General features: G+C 50.1%; 23 protein-coding genes. All 23 read left to right on the plus strand.

The genetic code is table 11. From position 1 onward, the window contains the following. Window positions 1–12: 12 nt before the first annotated feature. The 23 genes from fliF to AC0YOB_RS14370 all read left to right on the plus strand — a co-directional run bounded on the left by fliF (window position 13) and on the right by AC0YOB_RS14370 (window position 20,887). A complete protein-coding gene (gene fliF, locus AC0YOB_RS14260) occupies window positions 13–1,584 on the plus strand; it encodes a flagellar basal-body MS-ring/collar protein FliF (RefSeq protein ID WP_475793345.1) in 1,572 nt (523 codons plus the stop codon). A gap of 11 nt (window positions 1,585–1,595) precedes the next feature. Next, complete coding sequence (gene fliG / locus AC0YOB_RS14265) at window positions 1,596–2,609, plus strand: flagellar motor switch protein FliG (protein ID WP_475786587.1); 1,014 nt, start codon at window positions 1,596–1,598, stop codon at window positions 2,607–2,609. After that, a complete protein-coding gene (locus tag AC0YOB_RS14270) occupies window positions 2,602–3,426 on the plus strand; it encodes a FliH/SctL family protein (protein WP_475793346.1) in 825 nt (274 codons plus the stop codon). Before fliG ends, AC0YOB_RS14270 begins: the two co-directional genes overlap by 8 nt. Then, window positions 3,416–4,741 carry a flagellar protein export ATPase FliI gene (fliI, locus tag AC0YOB_RS14275; protein WP_475793347.1) on the plus strand — a complete coding sequence of 442 codons (1,326 nt, stop codon included), beginning with the start codon at window positions 3,416–3,418 and terminating at the stop codon, window positions 4,739–4,741. Before AC0YOB_RS14270 ends, fliI begins: the two co-directional genes overlap by 11 nt. Window positions 4,742–4,767: 26 nt before the next feature. Then, window positions 4,768–5,214 carry a flagellar export protein FliJ gene (gene fliJ, locus AC0YOB_RS14280; protein WP_210041207.1) on the plus strand — a complete coding sequence of 149 codons (447 nt, stop codon included), beginning with the start codon at window positions 4,768–4,770 and terminating at the stop codon, window positions 5,212–5,214. Window positions 5,215–5,267: 53 nt separating this feature from the next. Then, window positions 5,268–6,176 carry a MotE family protein gene (locus tag AC0YOB_RS14285; protein WP_475793348.1) on the plus strand — a complete coding sequence of 303 codons (909 nt, stop codon included), beginning with the start codon at window positions 5,268–5,270 and terminating at the stop codon, window positions 6,174–6,176. Window positions 6,177–6,222: 46 nt separating this feature from the next. After that, complete coding sequence (locus AC0YOB_RS14290) at window positions 6,223–7,722, plus strand: flagellar hook-length control protein FliK (protein WP_475793349.1); 1,500 nt, start codon at window positions 6,223–6,225, stop codon at window positions 7,720–7,722. Between the two features lie 50 nt (window positions 7,723–7,772). Continuing rightward, window positions 7,773–8,294, plus strand: coding sequence for a flagellar hook capping FlgD N-terminal domain-containing protein (locus tag AC0YOB_RS14295; protein WP_475793350.1), 522 nt, complete (start codon window positions 7,773–7,775; stop codon window positions 8,292–8,294). After that, window positions 8,287–8,664 carry a TIGR02530 family flagellar biosynthesis protein gene (locus AC0YOB_RS14300; RefSeq protein WP_475793351.1) on the plus strand — a complete coding sequence of 126 codons (378 nt, stop codon included), beginning with the start codon at window positions 8,287–8,289 and terminating at the stop codon, window positions 8,662–8,664. The genes AC0YOB_RS14295 and AC0YOB_RS14300 overlap by 8 nt, the downstream gene beginning before the upstream one ends. Window positions 8,665–8,770: 106 nt before the next feature. After that, window positions 8,771–9,592, plus strand: coding sequence for a flagellar basal body rod protein FlgG (flgG, locus tag AC0YOB_RS14305; protein WP_210041198.1), 822 nt, complete (start codon window positions 8,771–8,773; stop codon window positions 9,590–9,592). Between the two features lie 57 nt (window positions 9,593–9,649). After that, complete coding sequence (locus tag AC0YOB_RS14310) at window positions 9,650–9,877, plus strand: flagellar FlbD family protein (protein WP_475793352.1); 228 nt, start codon at window positions 9,650–9,652, stop codon at window positions 9,875–9,877. Next, window positions 9,874–10,356 carry a flagellar basal body-associated FliL family protein gene (locus tag AC0YOB_RS14315; protein ID WP_475793353.1) on the plus strand — a complete coding sequence of 161 codons (483 nt, stop codon included), beginning with the start codon at window positions 9,874–9,876 and terminating at the stop codon, window positions 10,354–10,356. Before AC0YOB_RS14310 ends, AC0YOB_RS14315 begins: the two co-directional genes overlap by 4 nt. Before the next feature lie 42 nt (window positions 10,357–10,398). Next, window positions 10,399–11,400 carry a flagellar motor switch protein FliM gene (fliM, locus tag AC0YOB_RS14320; protein WP_210041192.1) on the plus strand — a complete coding sequence of 334 codons (1,002 nt, stop codon included), beginning with the start codon at window positions 10,399–10,401 and terminating at the stop codon, window positions 11,398–11,400. Then, complete coding sequence (gene fliY / locus AC0YOB_RS14325) at window positions 11,390–12,604, plus strand: flagellar motor switch phosphatase FliY (protein WP_475793354.1); 1,215 nt, start codon at window positions 11,390–11,392, stop codon at window positions 12,602–12,604. The genes fliM and fliY overlap by 11 nt, the downstream gene beginning before the upstream one ends. Window positions 12,605–12,639: 35 nt before the next feature. After that, window positions 12,640–13,002 (plus strand): response regulator, encoded by a 363-nt coding sequence (locus AC0YOB_RS14330; protein WP_188992526.1) that lies wholly within the window; start codon window positions 12,640–12,642, stop codon window positions 13,000–13,002. 60 nt (window positions 13,003–13,062) lie between these two features. Continuing rightward, window positions 13,063–13,623 (plus strand): flagellar biosynthetic protein FliO, encoded by a 561-nt coding sequence (locus tag AC0YOB_RS14335; protein WP_210041188.1) that lies wholly within the window; start codon window positions 13,063–13,065, stop codon window positions 13,621–13,623. Continuing rightward, window positions 13,620–14,372 carry a flagellar type III secretion system pore protein FliP gene (gene fliP / locus AC0YOB_RS14340; RefSeq protein WP_475793355.1) on the plus strand — a complete coding sequence of 251 codons (753 nt, stop codon included), beginning with the start codon at window positions 13,620–13,622 and terminating at the stop codon, window positions 14,370–14,372. Before AC0YOB_RS14335 ends, fliP begins: the two co-directional genes overlap by 4 nt. A gap of 25 nt (window positions 14,373–14,397) precedes the next feature. Then, window positions 14,398–14,667 carry a flagellar biosynthesis protein FliQ gene (gene fliQ, locus AC0YOB_RS14345; RefSeq protein WP_475793356.1) on the plus strand — a complete coding sequence of 90 codons (270 nt, stop codon included), beginning with the start codon at window positions 14,398–14,400 and terminating at the stop codon, window positions 14,665–14,667. Between the two features lie 11 nt (window positions 14,668–14,678). Further along, window positions 14,679–15,467 (plus strand): flagellar biosynthetic protein FliR, encoded by a 789-nt coding sequence (fliR, locus tag AC0YOB_RS14350; RefSeq protein WP_475793357.1) that lies wholly within the window; start codon window positions 14,679–14,681, stop codon window positions 15,465–15,467. A gap of 20 nt (window positions 15,468–15,487) precedes the next feature. After that, entirely contained in the window at window positions 15,488–16,579 is a 1,092-nt protein-coding gene (flhB, locus tag AC0YOB_RS14355) for a flagellar biosynthesis protein FlhB (RefSeq protein ID WP_475767725.1), read from the plus strand. 63 nt (window positions 16,580–16,642) lie between these two features. After that, window positions 16,643–18,676, plus strand: a complete 2,034-nt coding sequence (gene flhA / locus AC0YOB_RS14360; RefSeq protein ID WP_475793358.1) for a flagellar biosynthesis protein FlhA — start codon at window positions 16,643–16,645, stop codon at window positions 18,674–18,676. Further along, on the plus strand, window positions 18,673–20,022 hold the full coding sequence (flhF, locus tag AC0YOB_RS14365; RefSeq protein ID WP_475793359.1) for a flagellar biosynthesis protein FlhF: 1,350 nt from the start codon (window positions 18,673–18,675) through the stop codon (window positions 20,020–20,022). Before flhA ends, flhF begins: the two co-directional genes overlap by 4 nt. After that, window positions 20,015–20,887, plus strand: coding sequence for a MinD/ParA family protein (locus AC0YOB_RS14370; RefSeq protein ID WP_475793360.1), 873 nt, complete (start codon window positions 20,015–20,017; stop codon window positions 20,885–20,887). The genes flhF and AC0YOB_RS14370 overlap by 8 nt, the downstream gene beginning before the upstream one ends. Window positions 20,888–20,909 lie beyond the last annotated feature (22 nt).

A 20,909-nucleotide genomic window follows, 5' to 3' on the forward strand; every position in this document is an offset into this window, starting at 1 on the left:
TGGGGTGGAATTGTGAACGAGAAATTCGCCCAATATCGGGGGAGAATTGCCCAGTATTGGAATGCAATGGGGAAGAATCAGAAAATATTGCTTGGTGCGTCTGTCGGGGTCCTGCTGCTTTCCGTGATTTTGCTTACCATCTTTTTTTCCAGAACCCAGTATGAAGTGGCTTTTCAAGATCTGGACAGTACGGATTCCGCTGCGGTAATGAGTTATCTGGATACGAATAAAATTCCTTACAAGCTTGAGAATGGCGGAACGACGATTTCCGTTCCCTCCGCCGACGCTGCCAAGGCCAAGGTGGAAGCCGGCTCTCAGGGACTTGTGCAAAATGGATCGATCGGATTTGAAGCTTTCAATGCGGGTGGATCGATGTTCGGTTCGACGGATCGTGAGTTTGATGTGAAATACCGCAACGCTTTAAACGGCGAGATTCAGCAGCTCCTTAATAATATGCAGGGTGTTCAGAAATCCAACGTTCTGGTCAACTTGCCAGAAACCAGCGTGTTTGTTTCGACAGAAGAGAAGGAACAAGCATCTGCCTCTATCATGATGGATTTCAAGCCAGGTTACCGACCATCACAAAAAGAAGTAGACGGGTACTACAATCTGGTAAAAACAGCCGTCCCCAATTTAAGTGTCGATAATATTACCATTTCCAGCCCAGAAGGAGAGCTGCTTGCCTCGACTGGTGTCGGCGGAAGTGCAGCTGGAAGCGCACTTGCTTTGGAAACCCACTATCAAATTCAGCATAAATACGAAGCCGATTTAAAACGTAATATTCAGCAATTTTTAGGCCGTATGGTCGGTATGGACAATTTGGTCGTCAATGTCCAAAGCACCATTAATTTTGACAAGAAGAAGACTGATCAGCAGCTGGTAGAGCCGCTTCCGAACAACAGCAATAATGGCATTATTATAAGCGAGCAATCCGACAGCAAAACATCCACAGGCTCAAGCGCTGCCGGCGGGGTGGCGGGAACCGGTGCAACGGATGTTCCAGGCTATCAGGCCACAGACGGAGGCGGAGCAGGGAGCTCTGAAGAGAATTCCCAGACCACGAATTATGAAGTGAATCGAATCAACAGCCAAATCGAATCAGGACCCTATGTAATTAAAGATTTGTCAATCAGCGTCGGCGTTGAGAAGACGAGGCTGGATGAAGATACGACAAACGGGATGAATGCCTTCCTCACTTCCCTCGTGCGGTCGCAGCTGATCGAATCCGGCCAGGATGTAAATGATGACGTATTAATAGCGAAAAAGGTTGCAGTTATTGGACAAACATTTGCCAGTACCAGCAGCGATGCTTCGGCATCTGGTTTATCCACAGGATGGCTTATCGGGATTGGCCTTGCAGCGCTGGCTATCATTGCCGGCCTTGTCTTTGTGGTGGTTCGTCGCCGTAAACAAAACGCAGCTCAAGAGGATGATCTCGTCGTTCCCGGTAAAGTGGAATATCCGACGATTGATCTTGATGCTGTTAACAATGAGAGCCAGGTACGTAAGCAGCTTGAGACACTTGCTAAACGTAAACCAGAGGAGTTTGTTAATCTACTCCGTACCTGGCTTGTTGATGAATAGAGGTGGCCCAGGTGGCGAGAATATCACAAGGATTCAGTGGTCGGCAAAAAGCAGCTATCTTGTTAATTTCACTAGGGCCTGAAGTATCCGCTCAAATTTTCAAGCATTTGAGGGACGAGGAGATCGAGCAGCTAACCCTTGAAATCGCCAATGTACGCAAGGTTGATACGATTGACAAAGAAACGATTCTGGGCGAGTTTCATCAGATCTGCCTTGCCCAGGAATATATATCGCAAGGCGGTATCGCCTATGCCAGAGAAATTTTGGAGAAGGCGCTTGGCGAACAGAAGGCATCGGAGGTTATCGGCCGTCTGACAGCTACCTTGCAGGTGCGCCCATTTGATTTCGCCCGTAAAGCGGAGGCAAGTCAAATTCTCAATTTTATCCAGAATGAGAACGCCCAGACCATCGCACTCGTGCTTTCTTATTTGCAGGCGGAACAGTCCGCGCAAATCCTCTCTTCGCTTCCGCAGGAAAAACAGGCGGATGTGGCAAGGAGAGTTGCGCTGATGGACAGTACCTCGCCAGAGGTGATTTCACAGGTAGAACGCATACTGGAACAGAAGCTTTCAGCTACCGTTACTCAAGATTACACCAGTGCAGGTGGAATTGAATCAATTGTTCAAATATTAAATGGCGTCGATCGGGGTACGGAACGTACAATCCTTGATGCGCTGGAAATTCAGGATCCGGAGCTGGCCGAAGAAATCAAAAAAAGGATGTTCGTTTTCGAGGATATCGTCAATATCGACAACCGCTCGATTCAACGGATTATCCGGGATATCGAGAATGCCGATTTGCAGCTTGCGCTTAAAGTGGCAAGTGAAGAAGTTCGTGAAGCGATCTTCCAGAACATGTCCAAACGTATGGCGGAGACCTTCAAGGAAGAAATGGAATATATGGGACCTGTCAGACTGCGTGATGTTGAAGAGGCTCAGACCCGTATCGTAGCCACAATCCGCAGACTTGAAGAATCAGGAGAGATCATCATCGCGCGCGGCGGAGGAGATGACATCATTGTCTAAACTGTTCAAGTCCTCTGATGTCATTTCAGTTGAAGAGCTCAAACGGTTGGAATGGTACAACAAATATGCAGCCCGACAAGTAAATGCAGAGGAGCCGGCAGAGCCAGTGGCCGATGAAGAGACGATCTCCCTTCGCGATCAGATCCTGTCGGATGCCGAGGAATTTGCCAAACAGCGTATTGATGAATCAAGCCAGCAGATTGAAGCGATGTACCAGGAAGCCAATGATCAAATCGACGGCTGGTGGCTGGAGCGGCGCCTGCAGGATGAACAGCAGCTCGCTCAGATCCGGGAGGAAGGCTTCCGTCAGGGTCATAGTGAAGGCAAGGCGCAGGCAGAGGAAGAGGTGCGGGCCCATTGGGAGTCGATGCTGACCGAGGCCAAGTCCATTCTGGATTCCGCTTATCAGACGAAGGAACAGATCATTCAGGAATCCGAGCCTTTCCTGGTAGAGCTGAGCGCCGCAATTGCCGAGAAAATCATCGCCAGGCAGCTGACGGTTTCCCCGGATTGGTCGCTGGAGCTGATTCGCAAGTCGCTGGAGCGCAGAAGGGAACAGGGAGTCATTATTCTCTGTGTATCTCCCAAGCAGCTGACCTTTGTACAGGCAGCGCGCGAGGAGCTAAGCCTGGCGATTGATTCGCAGGCGGAGCTGCAGATTGTGCCGGATGTGTCAGTCAAGGATTTTGGCTGCGTCATCCGCTCCGCATTCGGAAGCATCGACGCCAGAATCGATACCCAGCTATCCGAGATCAAGCGTGAGCTGATCCATCTGACCCTGCAGGCAGAAGAGCGGGGGCAGGCTGATGAAAACTAAACAATTGGATGCTTCAAAATATATTGAGCATATGAGATCAATCGATCCCGTACGCGTTAACGGAAAAGTGACGCAGGTTATCGGACTTACCGTTGAGTCGGAAGGTCCTGACGCCAGTATCGGCGATGTCTGTTATATTTATCCGGTAAAATCCGCCAAGCCTCTCAAAGCGGAGGTTGTAGGCTTTCGCAATAATAAAGTTATTCTGATGCCGCTTGGCGAGCTTCAGTCGATCGGTCCCGGCTGCGATGTGGTGGGTACGGGAAAACCGCTGACCGTGCAGGTTGGTTCCGAATTGCTCGGAAGAGTGCTGGATGGACTGGGACAGCCTCTTGACGGTTCATTTGTTTCCAGCCGGATGCCGCATTATTCAACGCATAACATACCGAGTAATCCTCTCAGCCGACCGCGTGTTCTGAATCCGCTCAGTATTGGCGTCCGCGCCATTGATGGACTGCTGACAATCGGACAAGGACAGCGTGTTGGTATTTTCGCGGGCTCGGGAGTTGGAAAAAGTACCCTGCTCGGGATGGTTGCCCGCAATACATCGGCTGACGTCAATGTCATCGCCCTGATCGGTGAACGTGGACGGGAAGTGCTCGAATTTATCGAGAAGGATCTCGGCCCGGAAGGACTTGCCCGGTCTGTTGTAATTGTTGCGACATCCGATCAACCGGCGCTTATCCGCATCAAGGGGGCATTGATTGCCACCACGATAGCCGAGTATTTTCGCGACCGGGGATTGAATGTGATGCTGATGATGGATTCGGTTACCCGTTACGCGATGGCACTGCGCGAAGTGGGGCTTGCCATCGGCGAACCGCCGGCCACACGAGGCTACACACCGTCTGTATTTGCGAATCTGCCCAAGCTTCTCGAGCGAGCAGGTACGGGGCCCAAGGGCTCCATTACCGCTTTCTACACCGTGCTGGTTGATGGTGATGATATGAACGAACCTATAGCGGATGCCGTTCGCGGCATTCTGGACGGACATATCGTGCTCAGTCGGGAATTGGCCAACAAAGGACATTTTCCAGCCATTGATATTCTTTCGTCGGTCAGCCGGGTCATGAAAGAAATTGTGCCCGAAGAGCAGCAGGACGCAGCGAATGAGATGAAACGATTAATGGCGATATATAAGGATTCGGAAGATCTGATCAATATTGGGGCGTACCAGCGCGGATCCAATATGGAAATCGACAAGGCAATTGATTCCAACGAGTCCATAAGAGCTTTTACCCGCCAGAAGACATCGGAAAAAGTAGATTATCAGGAAGCGCAGGAGCGGCTGATTTCTGATTTCCACCCTAAATAACCGTACGCAGGAGATGATGATGGATAATGGCCAGCTTTCATTATGCTTATCAGAAAATCGTCGATCTTAAGGCCAGTGAAAAAACACAAGCGGAATGGCTGCTGTCGGCAGCAATCGGCAAACTGCAGGCGGAAGAGATGACGCTCGGGCAATTGTTTCAGGAGAGGGCATCATGGAGTGAACGTCTGCATGATGCATCCAAGGCGGCTGTAGCTCTCTCGGAGCTGCTGCTTATGCAGCAGTATGTTGATTATGTGGATGCGTGTATCGCGCGCAAGCAGATGGATGTCAAGCAGGCCCAAAGGCAAGTGGATGACAGCCGTACGGTGCTCAGCGGCAAGATGATGGATGAGAAGGTTTGGCAAAAATCCAAGGAACGGGCGCTTGACCGCTTTCGTTCGGTAATCCAGACAAAAGAGCAGAATGAACTCGATGAAATGGCGACAGTACGCTTCATAGCTGCGGCCCGATGATGAAAAATCCAGCTTGACGAATCGGGATATTAGTTCCCGAGGGAGGGGTAAACTTGGCGGATATTGAGAATGAAAAGCAAGGGTACAGCGGTTTTGAGAAGTTTATGTTTTTTGTTACCCCTATTTTATTTACGATTGTACTGCTTGGCGTACTGGTTACTTTGTTTGATTTCGATTTGCGGAATAAGGCGCTTGAGGCAGGTAATGCGATTCCCTTGCTGAGAGACGTTCTCCCTGAGCCGTCGGTTGCCGGCGAGGAGAGCGACAAGAATCAGGAACAAATAATCAATACTAACAATACAGCCAAGATTGCCGAGCTGACGGCTTCGATTGCTGCGAAGGATGCATCGCTTAAACAGGCGGAAGAAGTCAAGACGAAGCAGTCGCAGGAAATCAAGGATCTGCAGGCGGAGGTCGATCAGCTTAAGGCATCTAACTCGGCCAAGCAGCTGGACGATGAGCAGTATCAAAACAAAATCGTTGAGCTGGCAAGTATGTATGCCAAAATTACACCGAGCAAAGCGGCTCCGATTCTGGAAAGTATGACAATCGAAGAGGCTGTGCTCGTCCTGGATGCCATGCGTCCGGATGACCGTGTGAAAATTTTGGAGAAAATGACCCCAAAGGTCGCGGCTGATGCAACTGTCATGCTTAAGGATGGCAAGACCGCCAAGGACCGCCAGATTGCAGCGCTGCAGGCGCGCATCAAGCAGCAGGACACGGCCGCCACACAAACGGTAACTGTGCTGGACAAGGATCAGCTCAAGGCAACCTTCAACACCATGGACGCCAACAGCGCGGCAGATTTGCTGCTGAAAATGGCCGATGTAAGTCCGAGCAAGGTACTTCGCATTCTAAATACAGTGGATGACGCTGCACGATCCCGAATTGTCGCAGCCATGTCAGGCTTGAATAAAGATGTTACTGCACAGCTTGTTTCGAAATTGATGACAGGCAAGTAGGGATTTGCGCCTATCGAGGGCTTCTTGGAAAGGAGGTGAATTAAAAATGCAAATGCCTATTTCTCAAGCGGCACCCGGTGCATCTTCGGCACAGGCTGGCGCGGCTTCAGCCAAGCAATCCGGAAGCGATGCTTTTGTCCAAACCTTAGTCCAAACCATTACAGGCACCAATGCGGGGACTTCGCAAGCCGCAGAAGGCGGAGTTTCCACTGGAAAAATGATGGATGCCGCCCAGCTGACTGCGCTGCTCGGCGAAAATGTCTCAGCGGCCGACTTGATCGCCGCCATTACCGAACTTCTGAAGAAGCTGGATTCCCTGGGTGAGGAAGATGGAGATACGTCGGTATCCAAAGAGGATTTGACGGATGCGCTTAAGCAGGTTGAGGATTTGCTTGCCATGCTTGGTGCTGTTCCGCTTATCCCGCAGCCTGTTACTGATCCTGCTGCTGAGTCTGGCGGAACGGAGAATGAACAGCTTCCGGCCACTGACTTGTCAATTCAGGTCGATGTGGTGACAGGCCCAGCCACAGCCGCTGTTGTTCAGCCGGTCCTCAATATGCCGTCTGCCGCTGCGGTCCAACCTTCTATACAGCCGCCGGTTGTTCCTGAAGTGGACAATAGCGAGGCGGTTGCTGTGCTCAAAGCCGGTCTTCAAGATGCGCTTGTTGATCTCCGATCCTTGCTTCAGCAGGGGAAAAACGGCAAAACAAATCGCGACCTGCTCGCGGCGGTAGGCCAACAGCTGACCGAGGTTGAGCAAAAACTGGACGGCAAGAAACAGACTGCTGCCCTGCCCCAGGCTTTTGCGGGGATAAGCGAGGAAGTGCTTGATTCTCTTCGTCCCATACAAACGGCAGCACCGGCTTCCAACGTACACTTGCAGCGGATGGCTCATCAATTGTTCCATGTTGGAGTGTTGACGAACCATGCTTCTTCCGAGGAGAAGGTACTGGCGGCGGAAGACCCTGGAGCGGCGATCGCGGAGGGCCTTGGAACGGAAACGCCGGTTGTTACAGCCAATCAGGAGCTGCAGCGTCAGATCCAAATGGCCAAACCGCTTCTAGTACAGCCCGTTCCGGTCCAGCAGTTTGCTGAAAACATGCAAAATCTGATTGTGAAACAATTTCATGTTTCGTCGGCAGATGGTGTATCGGAAGCACGCATCTCCTTGTTTCCGGAGCATTTGGGACAAGTTGACGTGCGGATTACCGTCCAGAACGGTTTGTTGACTGCTATGTTTATGACGGATACGTCAGCAGCCAAGGATATGCTGGAGAACCAGATGGCTCAGCTGCGTGCTTCGCTGCTGACACAAGGTCTTCAGGTGGACAAGCTTGAGGTTTCGCAGAACACGGTTCAAACCAGTCTGTTCCAGGATCGTCAGGGGCAAAGCGGAAGAGAGCAGCAGACCGGCAAGCGCGGCAAGGGGAAGGATGACGCACTCGGCGGTATATCAAGCTTTGATACGGATTTGGAGGAACTGGCTGTTGATCAGGCTATGGACCGTCACATGGGTCTGGGCCGTGGAATTCATGCAAGAGCGTAAGGAATTAACCGGGTTTGCAAAATGCTTTAAGGAATGGAGGTGAAGCGAGAATGGCGAATGATGCGATCTCAACCAGCAATGTATGGCCTTACTACTCTTCCAGCAATGTGCAAAATGCTGCGGCCAAACCTAAAGACGACACACTTGGAAAAGATCAATTTTTACGTATTCTTCTCACTCAGCTGCAGAATCAAGATCCCATGCAGCCGCTTGAAGATAAAGATTTTATTGCTCAAATGGCACAGTTCTCATCCGTTGAGCAGCTCATGAGCATGTCAGGGGAATTAACCAAGCTCCGCCAGAATCTCGGGATGGCCTCGACGATGATCGGCAAGGAGGTTCAATGGTATGAGAATGGGGAGAACGGGGAGCTTGTTCCGAAGACCGGAATCGTAGATTCAATCATCGTCACCGAAGGCGTGCAGTATGCCCGAATAGGCGACCAGGATATCAACCTGGACAACATAGTTTCAATCACCAATGCCGGGGAACCTGCCGGTGAAGGCGACGAGCAGCCCGCAGAAAGTGGCGACCCAGCCGCCGAAGGCGGTGAGGAGCCTGCCCATGAATGACCAGATAAAAATTGGCCATCTTAGCCTGTCCAATACGAATCCTGGCTTGCGCAAAACGCCAGCGCAGGAAAAGACGGCAGGAGCCGCATCGTTCAAGGAAGTTCTGGACCGAAATGTTCTGAAGTTCAGCCATCACGCGCAGCAGCGGATGGAGCAGCGGGGGATCTCATTCAAGCCCGAAACGCTGACCAAAATCGTGAACGCGATTGACCAGGCTGCTACAAAAGGGGCCAAGGATTCATTGGTTGTTTATCGGGATATTGCCATGATCGTGAACATTCCAAGCCGAACGGTGGTCACTGCACTTGACGGCAGTTCGCTTCAGGGCAACGTATTTACCCAGATCGACAGCGCGGTAATTGTCTCATAAACGAAACGGCTGGACCTCATGGAGGAAGCCAATTAGCCGCTGATCGACGGAAGCGGCCGGATGGAATGGATTTCGAAACCAGAACAAATGAGGAGGCAAAACAAGCATGTTAAGATCGATGTATTCCGGTGTATCGGGTATGCGCGGATTTCAAACCAAGCTTGACGTTATCGGCAACAATATTGCGAATGTGAATACGGTCGGCTTTAAAGCCGGGCGCGTCATGTTCAAAGACATCCTGAGTCAATCGGTATCGGGTGTTACACGCCCTGAAGATGCGACTACAGGCGGCGTGAACGCCAAGCAGATTGGTCTGGGCGTTGCGATTGGCTCCATTGATACCATCCATACGCCGGGCAGTGCCATGACGACGAATGTTCCAACCGATGTACGGATTGACGGGGACGGATTCTTTGTCGTTTCCCCGGATGACGGTACAACAAGGTATTTGACGAGGGCCGGTAATTTTACAGTGGATGCGCTTGGACAGCTTGTGAACGGTGACGGACTGTTCGTGCTGGACAGTGGCGGGGCTCAGATCGTTATGGATCCTGCAGCTGTAAAATCCTTCTCGATCGCACAGGATGGTTCTGTCATTGGTGTGGCACCGGATGGCACAAGTTCAGTCATTGCCCAGTTAGCCGCGATGAAAGTCGTCAATCCTTCAGGACTTGAGAAGATCGGAGGCAGCTTGTATAAAGTGACGCAAAATGCCAACCCGGAGGGCGACGATCAGACGCTGACATTCCCTGGCGATCTTGAAGCGGGAACAGGAGCTCTAATAGCCGGACAGCTGGAAATGTCAAACGTTGACCTGACCTCCGAATTTACGGAGATGATCGTGGCGCAGCGCGGATTCCAGGCTAACTCGCGGATTATCACCACATCCGATGAAATTTTGCAAGAGGTAGTTAACTTAAAACGATAGGCAGGATGCCGTAGGGGAGACATTGATGTCTCCCTGACAGGTTAGGGGAGGGAGCCCATGATTAACGTAACGCGTTTGAACGGAGCACATTTTTACATTAACGCGCTTCTCATTGAAACGATCGAAGAGACACCGGATACCCTTATTACGCTAACAACGGGGAAAAAAATATTGGTTTTGGAGAAAGCGACTGAAGTGATATCCTCCATGCAGGCTTATCTTCACTCTATCGGCGTCTATGCGGCGAACGTTAAGAGCGGACAAACGGAGGGACCTTTGACATGAAGAAAATGCTGCCCTGGTTAATTACGATTTTGCTCGCGATAACGCTTATCGCAGTTGTAGCTGTTATTTTATACAAATCTTTAATAGGCGGAGACGAGCCAAAAGACTCCGCTGCCAAAGCGGCAAGCAACGCGGATAGCGTGAAGGTGGAGAAGCTTAACGCCGACGAGCGGGTCGAAGTAACCAGCGAGCTGACCGATATCAAGACCAATCTATCCGAACCCGATTATATTGCTGTAATGGGTCTGGCTTTTCAGATGGATAAGAAATCAACCAAAGAAGACTTCGACAAAATAAAAGAAATCCAAATTCGTCCGATCATCATCCGTACACTTTCAGACATGACGCCTGAGCAAATCAATGGCTCCAAGGGAAAAGACGAGCTGAGCTCCAAGCTGCTCAATCTGATTAATCCGGTGCTGCCAAAAGGCAAGCTTATAAAAGTGGAGATCACAAACTTTATCGTAACCAAACTGTAGCTATAAGGCTTAAAGAGCATTCCATTGAAGGGGGTGAAATAGTTGGTTGATGTTTTATCGCAGAACGAGATTGACGCGTTGCTTGCTGCTTTATCATCCGGAGAGATGGATGCGGAAGAACTGAAAAAGGAAGAGACGCAGAAGAAAATTCGCTCTTACGAATTTAAGCGTGCGGTCCGTTTTTCGAAGGATCATATCCGAAGCCTTACGCGGATACACGAGAACTTCGCGCGATATTTGACGACTTATTTCTCGGCACAGCTTCGTACGTTTGTGCAAATTAGTGTCGTCCAGGTGGAACAGCTGCCCTATGATGAGTTTATCCGCTCCATTCCGAAGATGACGATCCTGAATATCTTCGAAGCAGAGCCGCTTGAAGGCCGGATGGTTATGGAGGTTCACCCCAATGTTGCGTATGCGATGCTGGACCGGATGCTCGGCGGCCAGGGTGTCGCCCCATCCAAGATCAATGCGCTGACAGAGATCGAAACCATTATCATGGAGCGGATTTTCAGCCGTACCTTTGAGAGCCTCCAGGAAGCATGGAAGACGATTGTCGATATATCGCCAAGGCTGGAAGCGCTGGAAACCAACCCGCAATTCATGCAAATCGTTTCTCCCAATGAAACGATCGCTCTGATTTCATTGAGTACGAAGATTGGCGATACGACGGGGATGATTAATCTTTGCATACCGCATGTTGTCATCGAACCGATTATGCCAAGACTCTCTGTCCATCATTGGTTTGTATCACAGAAGAAAACACGTGCTCCGGAAGAGGTAGAAGTGCTGAAACAGCGGGTCAGCAAAGCAAAGCTGCCGATTGTGGCCGAGCTTGGTCAATCCAGTATTTCGATCCGTGAGTTTCTGGGTCTTGCGGTAGGAGACGTTATCGCATTGAATAAACCGATCGGTCAGGGACTGGATCTGAAGGTCGGCGATAAGTTAAAATTTATCGGCAGTCCGGGTTCAGTCAAGGATCGCTTGGCTGTGCAAATCGATGAAGTGGTCAGTGAGGGAGTGGAGGACGACTATGACGAGTAAAGATTATTTATCACAGGAAGAAATTGATGCCCTGCTGCGTCAATCCTCCGATATGCCGGACATGCCGGATTCGAAGGGGAACCAGCAGGAGCTTAACCAGTATTTGAATGCCATGGAGCAGGATGCTCTCGGGGAAATCGGCAATATCACCTTCGGAAGCGCGGCTACTGCGTTATCTACACTGCTCGGCAAGAAAGTTGATATTACAACGCCGGAGGTTTCGATCATTACGCGCACCCAGCTTGATGAAGAGTTTCCGAAACCGCATGTTGCCGTTTCCGTTCATTATGTGGATGGTTTTCAAGGGATCAACTCACTTGTCATTAAAACCAAGGATGCGCAAATCATCGCGGATCTGATGCTTGGCGGTGAAGGGAATCCGGCGGAGGAGGCTTTGAACGAGATTCATATCAGTGCCGTACAGGAAGCCATGAACCAGATGATGGGATCGTCAGCGACGTCCATGTCCACGATTTTTAATCGGTTTGTCAATATCTCTCCTCCGGGCATTGATATTTTGAACATTTCCAACGGTGAAGGGGTGGATCAGCTTCCGCCTGATGATACCTTCATTAAAATTGCATTCCGTTTGACGATCGGCGATCTGATCGACTCTACTATTATGCAGCTTCTGCCTATTCCGTTCGCCAAGGAAATGGTTGATACGCTTATGGGAGGCGTCGGCGATCCGACACCGGTTGCCGCATCGATAGCCCCTGCAGCTTATTCAGAACCGCCGAGACAGCCAGCCTATGCCGCAGCCCCGGAAGTGCCGCAAGCACCAATGGCGCCGCCTGCTGCGAATGTTCCTCCAATGCCGCCGCAGTACGCCGTACCACCGCAAAATGGACCGCAAACCTACGGTGGAATGCCGAATCGGAACGTTAACGTACAGCCTGTGCAGTTCGCTAATTTTCAGGGTGCGAATTACGTTCAGCCGGATGATTCAAACTTGAATTTATTGCTCGACATTCCGCTTAAAGTCACAGTAGAATTAGGTAGAACTCAAAAGCAAATTAAGGATATTCTTGAGTTGTCGCAGGGTTCGATCATTGAGTTGGACAAGCTTGCTGGAGAGCCGGTCGACATTCTGGTCAATAACAAATTGATCGCCAAAGGCGAGGTTGTCGTTATCGATGAGAATTTTGGCGTCCGGGTCACTGATATCGTCAGCCAATGGGATCGTATTGCAAAGCTTCAATAACATCCAGTTGCACAAACAATTAGGGGGAACAAACGATGGCAAACCGCATTTTGATCGTAGACGACGCTGCGTTCATGAGAATGATGATCCGCGACATTTTAACGAAGAATGGTTACGAGGTAGTCGGAGAAGCGCAGGACGGTTCACAGGCAATTGAGAAGTACAAGGAATTAAAGCCCGACCTGATTACGATGGATATTACGATGCCCGAGATGGACGGTATTGTGGCACTGAAAGAAATCAAGAAAATCGATGGCAATGCCAAAGTTATTATGTGCTCCGCCATGGGGCAGCAGGCTATGGTTATCGACGCCATTCAAGCGGGAGCCAAGGATTTTATTGTTAAGCCGTTCCAAGCTGACCGGGTAATAGAAGCCATTAAGAAAACGCTCGGTTAGTTGCTTATGAAACAAATTAGCGGGTTAAGGCTTGCGGGATTTGCAGCGGGCGGATGGATAATGACGGCAAAGGTGTCAGCAGCGGCGGCAGTAAATGATGAGATGCCCGGAGATATTGCCGGACCAGGCATTGGTTACCTGATATGGGTTATTGTCGCTCTCGCCCTGGTAATCGGCCTGATTGTCCTTCTGATCAAGTGGCTTTCCAACAAGAACCGGGGTTGGGGAAGCAACCGGGCTCTTCGTTCATTAGGCGGAATTCCGCTGGGCCAGAACAAGTCACTGCAGGTGGTTGAACTATCCGGCCGCGTTTATGTTGTTGGTGTGGCTGACAGCATTACGCTGCTTGATAAAATAGATGATCCCGAAGCCGCAATGGCCATATTGGATGCGATTGAACTGCAGAATGGGCGCCAGTGGAATTCCCCATCCGTCACGGATTTCCTGAACCGTTTCCGCAACCGGAGGGAGTCTTCCGGGCCATCGGACGAACCTTGGCAAGCAGCATCCTCATTTCAGGATTTGCTCCAGAGCAAGATGAAGCGTCAATCGGATCAGAAGCAAAAGGTGGAAGATCTGCTTAAAGAGCAAAATCATAATGATCGGTTGTTGGATGAATGAACAAAAAAATCATACTCTCGTTTCTTGCAATCCAGTTGATGGCGCTGTTGTTTCGATCTCACGCCTTTGCCGAGCCTTTGCCCAACATCAGTCTGGATATCGGCGACGGCGGGGAGAGTCCGGGAACAAGCGCGATCTCCTTGCTGCTGATCATTACCGTGCTCAGTGTGGCGCCGGCTATACTTGTTCTGATGACCAGCTTTACACGGATTGTTATTGTACTGGGATTTGTCCGTACCTCACTCGGTACGCAGCAGATGCCGCCCAATCAGGTTTTAATCGGGTTGGCCATGTTCCTTACCTTTTTTATCATGGCCCCGACGCTGGGGCAAGTGAATGATGTGGCCCTGCAGCCTTACCTGAAGGGTGAACTGACACAAACCGAGGCGCTCTCCCAAGCGGCAGTACCGATGAAGAAATTTATGTTTAACCAGACACGGGAGAAAGATCTGCTCCTGTTTATGGATTATACCAAAACCGCGAAGCCTGAAACCTATGAGGACATCCCGATTACGGTTATCATTCCGGCCTATGCCTTGAGCGAGCTGCGTACGGCGTTTCAGATGGGATTTATGATTTTTATTCCGTTTCTGATCATCGACATGGTTGTGGCCAGTACTCTGATGGCAATGGGAATGATGATGCTTCCGCCGGTCATGATTTCACTCCCGTTCAAGATCCTGCTGTTCGTTCTCGTCGATGGGTGGTATCTGATTGTCAGGTCGCTGCTGCTAAGTTTCAACACGTAATGCCTGTCAGGGAAGGAGTACAGCCGTGAGTTCAGACTTTGTTATCGGTTTAGCTGGGCAAGCGGTATACACGGTGCTTAAAGCTAGCGCACCCATGTTGGTGCTTGGTCTGTTGGTAGGGCTGCTTGTGAGTATCTTCCAGGCGACGACCCAGATTCAGGAGCAGACACTTGGTTTTATCCCGAAAATAGTCGCCGTTCTGCTGTCGATTTTGCTGTTTGGTCCATGGATTTTGAACACGCTGGTCGATTTCACTTACAATCTGCTGAATAATTTATATAAATACATCGGATAGGCTGTGAATCGATGGAGGTGTTCGTACAAGGTTTCCCTGTTTTTTTGCTTATTTTTTGTCGAATAACATCATTTTTCGTCGTGGCTCCTGTCTTTTCTACGCGAACGGTGCCGACGACGTTCAAAATCGGGTTTTGTTTTATGTTATCGATCATCGTGTTCATGACCTATGGATTGAAGCAAACTGTCGTACCGGATGCCTTGTTTATTCTCGCGATCATTCGCGAAATATTGGCGGGTGTCCTGCTGGGATTCACAGCTTATCTATTTTTTGCTGCGATTCAGACCGCCGGCGGATTTATGGATCTGCAGATTGGCTTTGGCATCGCGGATGTCATAGATCCCATGACAGGGGCTTCATCGCCATTGATTGCAAATCTGAAATTTATGATGGCAACCCTCATTTTTTTATCCGTGAACGGTCATCATTTTCTGATTATGGCTTTACTAGACAGTTATGAATGGATACCGCTGTCGAATTCGTTGTTCAGCCATATCTATAATGGCAACATTTCAACCTTTCTCGTCCATACATTTGCTGAAACCTTCATGCTTGCCTTGCAAATGTCCGCGCCGATTGTGGTTGCCATGTTTCTGGCGGATGTCGGGCTTGGTTTTCTTGCGCGCACGGCCCCGCAATATAATGTGTTTGTTATCGGCATTCCGCTCAAAATCATTATCGGGCTGCTTATGCTCGTTATATTGCTTCCGGGTATGCTGGCCATCTTTGAACATTTGTTCTCGCAATTATTCGCCGCCATTCAAGAACTGCTGGGCATCATTCGAAATCCGGCAACTTAAGGCAAGGAGGGCTCACGATCATGCGATCGTATCGTTGGACGCTCGACTTACAGCTGTTTTCACAGGAAAAAACGGAGCGTGCAACGCCTAAAAAGAGGGATGAAGCCCGCCAAAAAGGTCAAGTTGCCAAAAGTCACGAGCTTCCCGGCGCATTCATCATGATGTTCATTTTTTTTAGCTTCATCATGCTGGGCGGTTATTACAAGCAGCGGCTTATCCTCATGTTCGGTCTGATGCTGGAACAGGATCTCTTGATGGATGTATCGGTTGGCAATGTGATCAGCATGTTTTCCGATTTGATCATGCAGGGGTTGATGCTGCTGGCGCCGATGTTTGCCATTGCCATTATCGTGGCGCTGCTCGGCAATTATCTGCAGTTTGGCTTCTTGCTGACAGGCGAATCCCTGAAAATGGACCTCGGCAAGCTTAGCCCGCTCAAAGGTTTTAAAAATATATTTTCCATGCGCTCGGTTGCCGAATTTGTCAAAAATATTTTGAAATTGCTTGTGATCGGACTCATCGTCTATTTGACCCTATGGAATGAACGCGGTCATATTCTATCGCTTGCGCGCGTTCCGGTGGAGAGTATATTCAGCTATGTGGCCAGCATCACGATACGGCTCGGTCTTGAAATCGGCGCTGTTTTGATCATACTCGCCGTCTTCGATTTTCTTTATCAAAAGTATGAGCATGAGAAAAGCTTGAAAATGTCCAAGCAGGACATTAAGGATGAACACAAGAAATCCGAGGGCGACCCGCTCATCAAGGGCAAGATTCGCGAACGCCAGCGCAGAATGGCGCTGCAGCGGATGATGCAGGATGTGCCTAAGGCCGATGTCGTTATTACCAACCCGACTCACTTTGCTATCGCCCTGCAGTATGACAGTTCCAAAATGGAAGCTCCTACAGTTGTCGCCAAGGGTATGGATTTTGTCGCTTTGAGAATCAGGGAAGCGGCGAAGGAACACGGCGTTATCACAATGGAAAATAAGCCGCTTGCCAGAGCTTTATATGAAAGAGCGGAAATCGGAGAGACGATTCCGGCTGATTTGTTCCAAGCTGTGGCAGAAGTACTGGCATACGTATATAAGCTTAAAGGCAGAGTGAAATGAAAAGGTTACAAAAAAATCTGCTTTTGACGGACTTGAAGTATTTTCTAGTGGGGAGGGAAAGTCATGAAGGCAAGGGACCTGACCATTTTAATCGGAATCATCTGCATCGTTCTCATGATGGTCATCCCGATACCCGTCGGACTGCTCGATGTATTATTAATCGTCAATATCTCCGCTGGGCTGGCAATTTTGCTCATATCCATGAACACGCAGGATGCGCTGCAGTTTTCCATCTTTCCTGCTTTGCTTTTGATTACAACCCTGTTTCGGCTGGCGCTCAATATTTCGACGACCCGTAATATTTTGCAGTACGGGGAAGCAGGCAAAGTCGTTCATACGTTCGGAAGCTGGGTGGCCGGCGGGGAAATCGCGATCGGCTTTATCGTGTTTCTAATTCTCGTGGTTGTCCAATTTATTGTTATTACCAAAGGGTCCGAGCGTGTTGCTGAAGTCGCGGCGCGGTTCACCCTCGATGCAATGCCGGGAAAACAAATGAGCATCGATGCGGATCTGAATTCGGGTCTCATTAATGAGCAGCAGGCCAGAGAACGCCGCCATAAGATTGAACGGGAAGCCGATTTCTACGGTTCCATGGACGGTGCCAGCAAATTCGTTAAGGGGGATGCGATCGCATCCATCATTATTCTCATCATCAACTTGCTGGGCGGCTTTATTATCGGGATGGCGATTCACGGCATGTCTTTCTCGGAGTCGCTGCATACCTTCTCGATCCTGACGATCGGTGACGGGCTTGTCAGTCAAATTCCTGCACTGCTGATCTCCACGGCAACAGGCCTGATTGTTACGCGGGCGGCATCGGATGGCAATCTTGCCTCTGATCTCACCGATCAATTGTTCCGTTATCCGAAGCTGCTCTATATTGTTGCGGGAACTATCTCTTTACTTGGAATTTTCACGCCAATTGGCCCTGTTGCGACCTTGCCTTTTGCCGCACTGCTGGCTTTTGCGGGCTACCGGATGCAGAAATCGCTCGTCAAACGGCAGGTTGAAGAAGATATGATGGTGGAAGAACAGCAAATTGAAGAGGTGCGAAGTCCAGAGAGTGTGATCAGCCTGCTGCAGGTTGACCCTATTGAGTTTGAGTTCGGTTACGGTCTGATTCCTCTTGCGGATACGCAGCAGGGCGGCGACTTGCTGGATCGTATCATCATGATACGCAGACAATGCGCTCTGGAGCTTGGGCTGGTGGTGCCGGTTATCCGGATCCGCGATAATATTCAGCTGAAGCCAAATGAATATGTGATCAAGATTAAAGGAAATACGGTCGCCAGAGGCGAGCTGCTGCTTAATCATTATTTAGCCATGAGCCCTGGATTCGATGACGAATCGATTGTTGGCATCGAGACGACGGAGCCGGCATTTGGCTTGCCGGCCATCTGGATTGATGAAGCGAACAGGGAACGGGCTGAGCTTACCGGATACACTGTCGTAGATCCGCCGTCTGTTGTGGCAACGCATTTGACGGAAATCATTAAACGGCATGCGCATGAACTGATTGGACGACAAGAAACAAAGGCGCTTGTGGACAATGTCAGGGAGGCTTATCCGGCGCTCGTCGATGAGCTTATCCCTTCCATATTGACGATAGGCGATATTCAGAAAGTATTATCCAAGCTTCTTCGTGAGAAAATCTCAATTCGCGACATGGTTACCATATTTGAAACGATGGCCGATCATGGCACCTATACCAAGGACCCCGATATTTTGACCGAGTATGTGAGACAGTCATTGTCCCGCCAAATCACACAGCAGTTCTCGCAAAATGGCGATACGCTGCGCGTCATAACGGTCGGTCCTTCATTAGAGAAGAAAATCGCGGAATCGGTTCAAAGCTCCGAACAGGGAAGCTATCTGGCGATGGATCCAATGGCTACCCAAACGATCTATCAGAAGCTGAATGAGCAGGTAAGCAAGCTGATTCAATCCGGCTATCAGCCCATTGTTCTGGCATCGCCCACCATCCGGATGTATTTGCGGCAAATCGTGGAACGGACGATGCAGGACATTCCGGTACTCTCCTACAGCGAGCTTGAGCCCAGTGTTGAAGTCCAGAGCATCGGGGTGGTTAATCTATGAAGGTGAAACGCTATATAGTAAACGCCGTGCCCGATGCTCTGCCCATGATCCGCAGCGAGCTTGGTGTCGATGCCGTCATCCTGGGGACAAAAGTCATCCGTGTTGGCGGCTTCCTCGGGATGTTCAGCAAGAAGAAGATGGAAGTAATCGCTGCTGTGGAAAGTGCAGGCAGCGCAAAGCCTGCACCTGCGGCCCGCCCGCAGCAGCCTGTAGAGCCCAGGCAGGCATCAGCTGCAGCCCATACAGCTTTGGGGAAGATTGCGGCACTTGGCGCCCAGCAGACAACAAGCATGAATAACGCAGCTGCCCAATACGCGAATTCGATTCAGAAGCAGGCAGCCGGTTCGCCTGTATCCGTACAGATCAAGCCCGCACAGGCTCCCCATGATACTGCTTTGAACCAGCAAATACCGAAGACCGAGCCTTCAGTGGAAAGAACTGCAGCGGCTTCCGTCAAGAAGATCTCCGATAGCGATTTGATGGATGAAATCATGGATATGAAGCATTGGATTGTCAAAATGTCCAAGCAGCAGCAGCTGAAAACCTGGCCGGAGCCGCTGCAGGCGTTGTATGACCGACTGGACGGTCAGGAGGTTGAAGCAGCCTGGATTGACAAATGCATGGATGCTGTTCAGGAGCAGCTGGAAGCACAGAATCTGACAGAACCCAGCCATCAGGCCGTTTGGGCGGCGGCGGGCAGAACGCTGGGTCAGTGGCTGGATGACTTCGAAGGCTCCGGTATCAACAAGTCAACGAGAGTCGTTCATTTCGTAGGTCCTACCGGAGTAGGAAAAACCACTTCAATTGCCAAGCTTGCTGCGGAACAGACATTGAAGGCGGGAAGGAAGGTTGGATTCATCACTTCCGATACGTATCGGATAGCCGCTGTCGATCAGCTTAGAACCTATGCGACCATTCTGAATGTGCCGCTCGAAGTGGTCTTCTCACCCTCCGAGGTAGCCCGGGCATTCACTCAGCTTCAGGATCGGGAGCTGGTGTTTATGGATACGGCAGGCAGGAATTTCCGCAATGAGCTTTACGTATCGGAAGTAAACAGCCTTCTTCAATCCAGCGAACACGCTGAATCCTTCCTGGTGCTCAGTTTAACCGGCAAGTATAAGGATATGTCGGCAGTTGCAGAAAACTTTGCCAAATATGGCATACGAAGCGCCATTTTTACGAAACAGGATGAAACCAGCTCCTATGGAGCCATTCTGAATCTTATCATGGAGCACGGTCTGAAACCGGCTTACATAGCTTACGGACAAACCGTTCCCGATGATATTGCCGCATTCCGCACCGAGAGATACATTGAACAGTTACTGGGGGCGGCAAGGGATGAATGACCAGGCGGAAGCGCTCCGTCACATGGTGCGCAACCGGGAGCTGCAAAATCAAGGCAGGACAACCCGGGTCATAACGGTGACAAGCGGCAAAGGCGGTGTGGGGAAATCGAATTTCAGCCTGAATTTCTCCCTGGTCCTGCAGAAGCTGGGACTCAAGGTGTTGGTCTTCGATGCTGATATCGGGATGGCCAACATTGATGTATTGATGGGCATTTCCGCACCGTATAACCTGTACCATCTGCTCAAACAGCAAAAAACGATCTGGGACATTATAGAAGAAGGTCCTGGCGGTTTGCATTTTATTGCGGGAGGCTCGGGCTTCAAGGATTTGCTGGATTTGACGCCTGCGGAGCTGGACTATTTTGAGGAACAGATCGGCAAACTGCACGGCGAGTATGACGTCATCATTTTTGATACCGGAGCGGGGCTTTCCAGGGAAACCGTCAAGTTTATTGTCGCGGCCCAGGAAACCTTTGTTGTTACAACACCGGAGCCCACATCCATCACAGATGCCTATGCGCTGATCAAAATGGTAAAAGCGATGGAGCATCAAATCGAATTCAAGCTTGTCGTGAACAGGGCCATGGACCATAAAGAAGGCAAGGCTGCTGCCGACAAAATAAGCATGGTCGCTGAACGGTTTCTGGATATAAAGCTGCCTATGCTCGGTATCGTTCTCGATGATCCGAATGTGACCAAAGCGGTCAAAAAACAGGTTCCGTTCTCCATTGCCTATCCAGGAAGCGACGCCACCAAATCCATACTGGATATTGCGAATCGTTTCATGGCAGTCCCGGATGCTGGGGGTTCTGCCAACAGTGGAGTCAAAGGATTTTTACACAAGATGTTCAGGCTGATGAAATAATCCTTTGATTACAGGGAGGAAA

Source organism: Paenibacillus sp. JT31N17, assembly GCF_056269255.1.

Coding starts and splice junctions, on each gene's coding strand:
- fliI (WP_475793347.1), top strand. CDS start 3,416: ATGAAAACTAAACAATTGGATGCTTCAAAATATATTGAGCATATGAGA.
- fliJ (WP_210041207.1), top strand. CDS start 4,768: ATGGCCAGCTTTCATTATGCTTATCAGAAAATCGTCGATCTTAAGGCC.
- AC0YOB_RS14290 (WP_475793349.1), top strand. CDS start 6,223: ATGCAAATGCCTATTTCTCAAGCGGCACCCGGTGCATCTTCGGCACAG.
- AC0YOB_RS14295 (WP_475793350.1), top strand. CDS start 7,773: ATGGCGAATGATGCGATCTCAACCAGCAATGTATGGCCTTACTACTCT.
- AC0YOB_RS14300 (WP_475793351.1), top strand. CDS start 8,287: ATGAATGACCAGATAAAAATTGGCCATCTTAGCCTGTCCAATACGAAT.
- flgG (WP_210041198.1), top strand. CDS start 8,771: ATGTTAAGATCGATGTATTCCGGTGTATCGGGTATGCGCGGATTTCAA.
- AC0YOB_RS14310 (WP_475793352.1), top strand. CDS start 9,650: ATGATTAACGTAACGCGTTTGAACGGAGCACATTTTTACATTAACGCG.
- AC0YOB_RS14315 (WP_475793353.1), top strand. CDS start 9,874: ATGAAGAAAATGCTGCCCTGGTTAATTACGATTTTGCTCGCGATAACG.
- fliY (WP_475793354.1), top strand. CDS start 11,390: ATGACGAGTAAAGATTATTTATCACAGGAAGAAATTGATGCCCTGCTG.
- AC0YOB_RS14330 (WP_188992526.1), top strand. CDS start 12,640: ATGGCAAACCGCATTTTGATCGTAGACGACGCTGCGTTCATGAGAATG.
- AC0YOB_RS14335 (WP_210041188.1), top strand. CDS start 13,063: ATGACGGCAAAGGTGTCAGCAGCGGCGGCAGTAAATGATGAGATGCCC.
- fliP (WP_475793355.1), top strand. CDS start 13,620: ATGAACAAAAAAATCATACTCTCGTTTCTTGCAATCCAGTTGATGGCG.
- fliR (WP_475793357.1), top strand. CDS start 14,679: ATGGAGGTGTTCGTACAAGGTTTCCCTGTTTTTTTGCTTATTTTTTGT.
- flhB (WP_475767725.1), top strand. CDS start 15,488: ATGCGATCGTATCGTTGGACGCTCGACTTACAGCTGTTTTCACAGGAA.
- flhA (WP_475793358.1), top strand. CDS start 16,643: ATGAAGGCAAGGGACCTGACCATTTTAATCGGAATCATCTGCATCGTT.
- flhF (WP_475793359.1), top strand. CDS start 18,673: ATGAAGGTGAAACGCTATATAGTAAACGCCGTGCCCGATGCTCTGCCC.
- AC0YOB_RS14370 (WP_475793360.1), top strand. CDS start 20,015: ATGAATGACCAGGCGGAAGCGCTCCGTCACATGGTGCGCAACCGGGAG.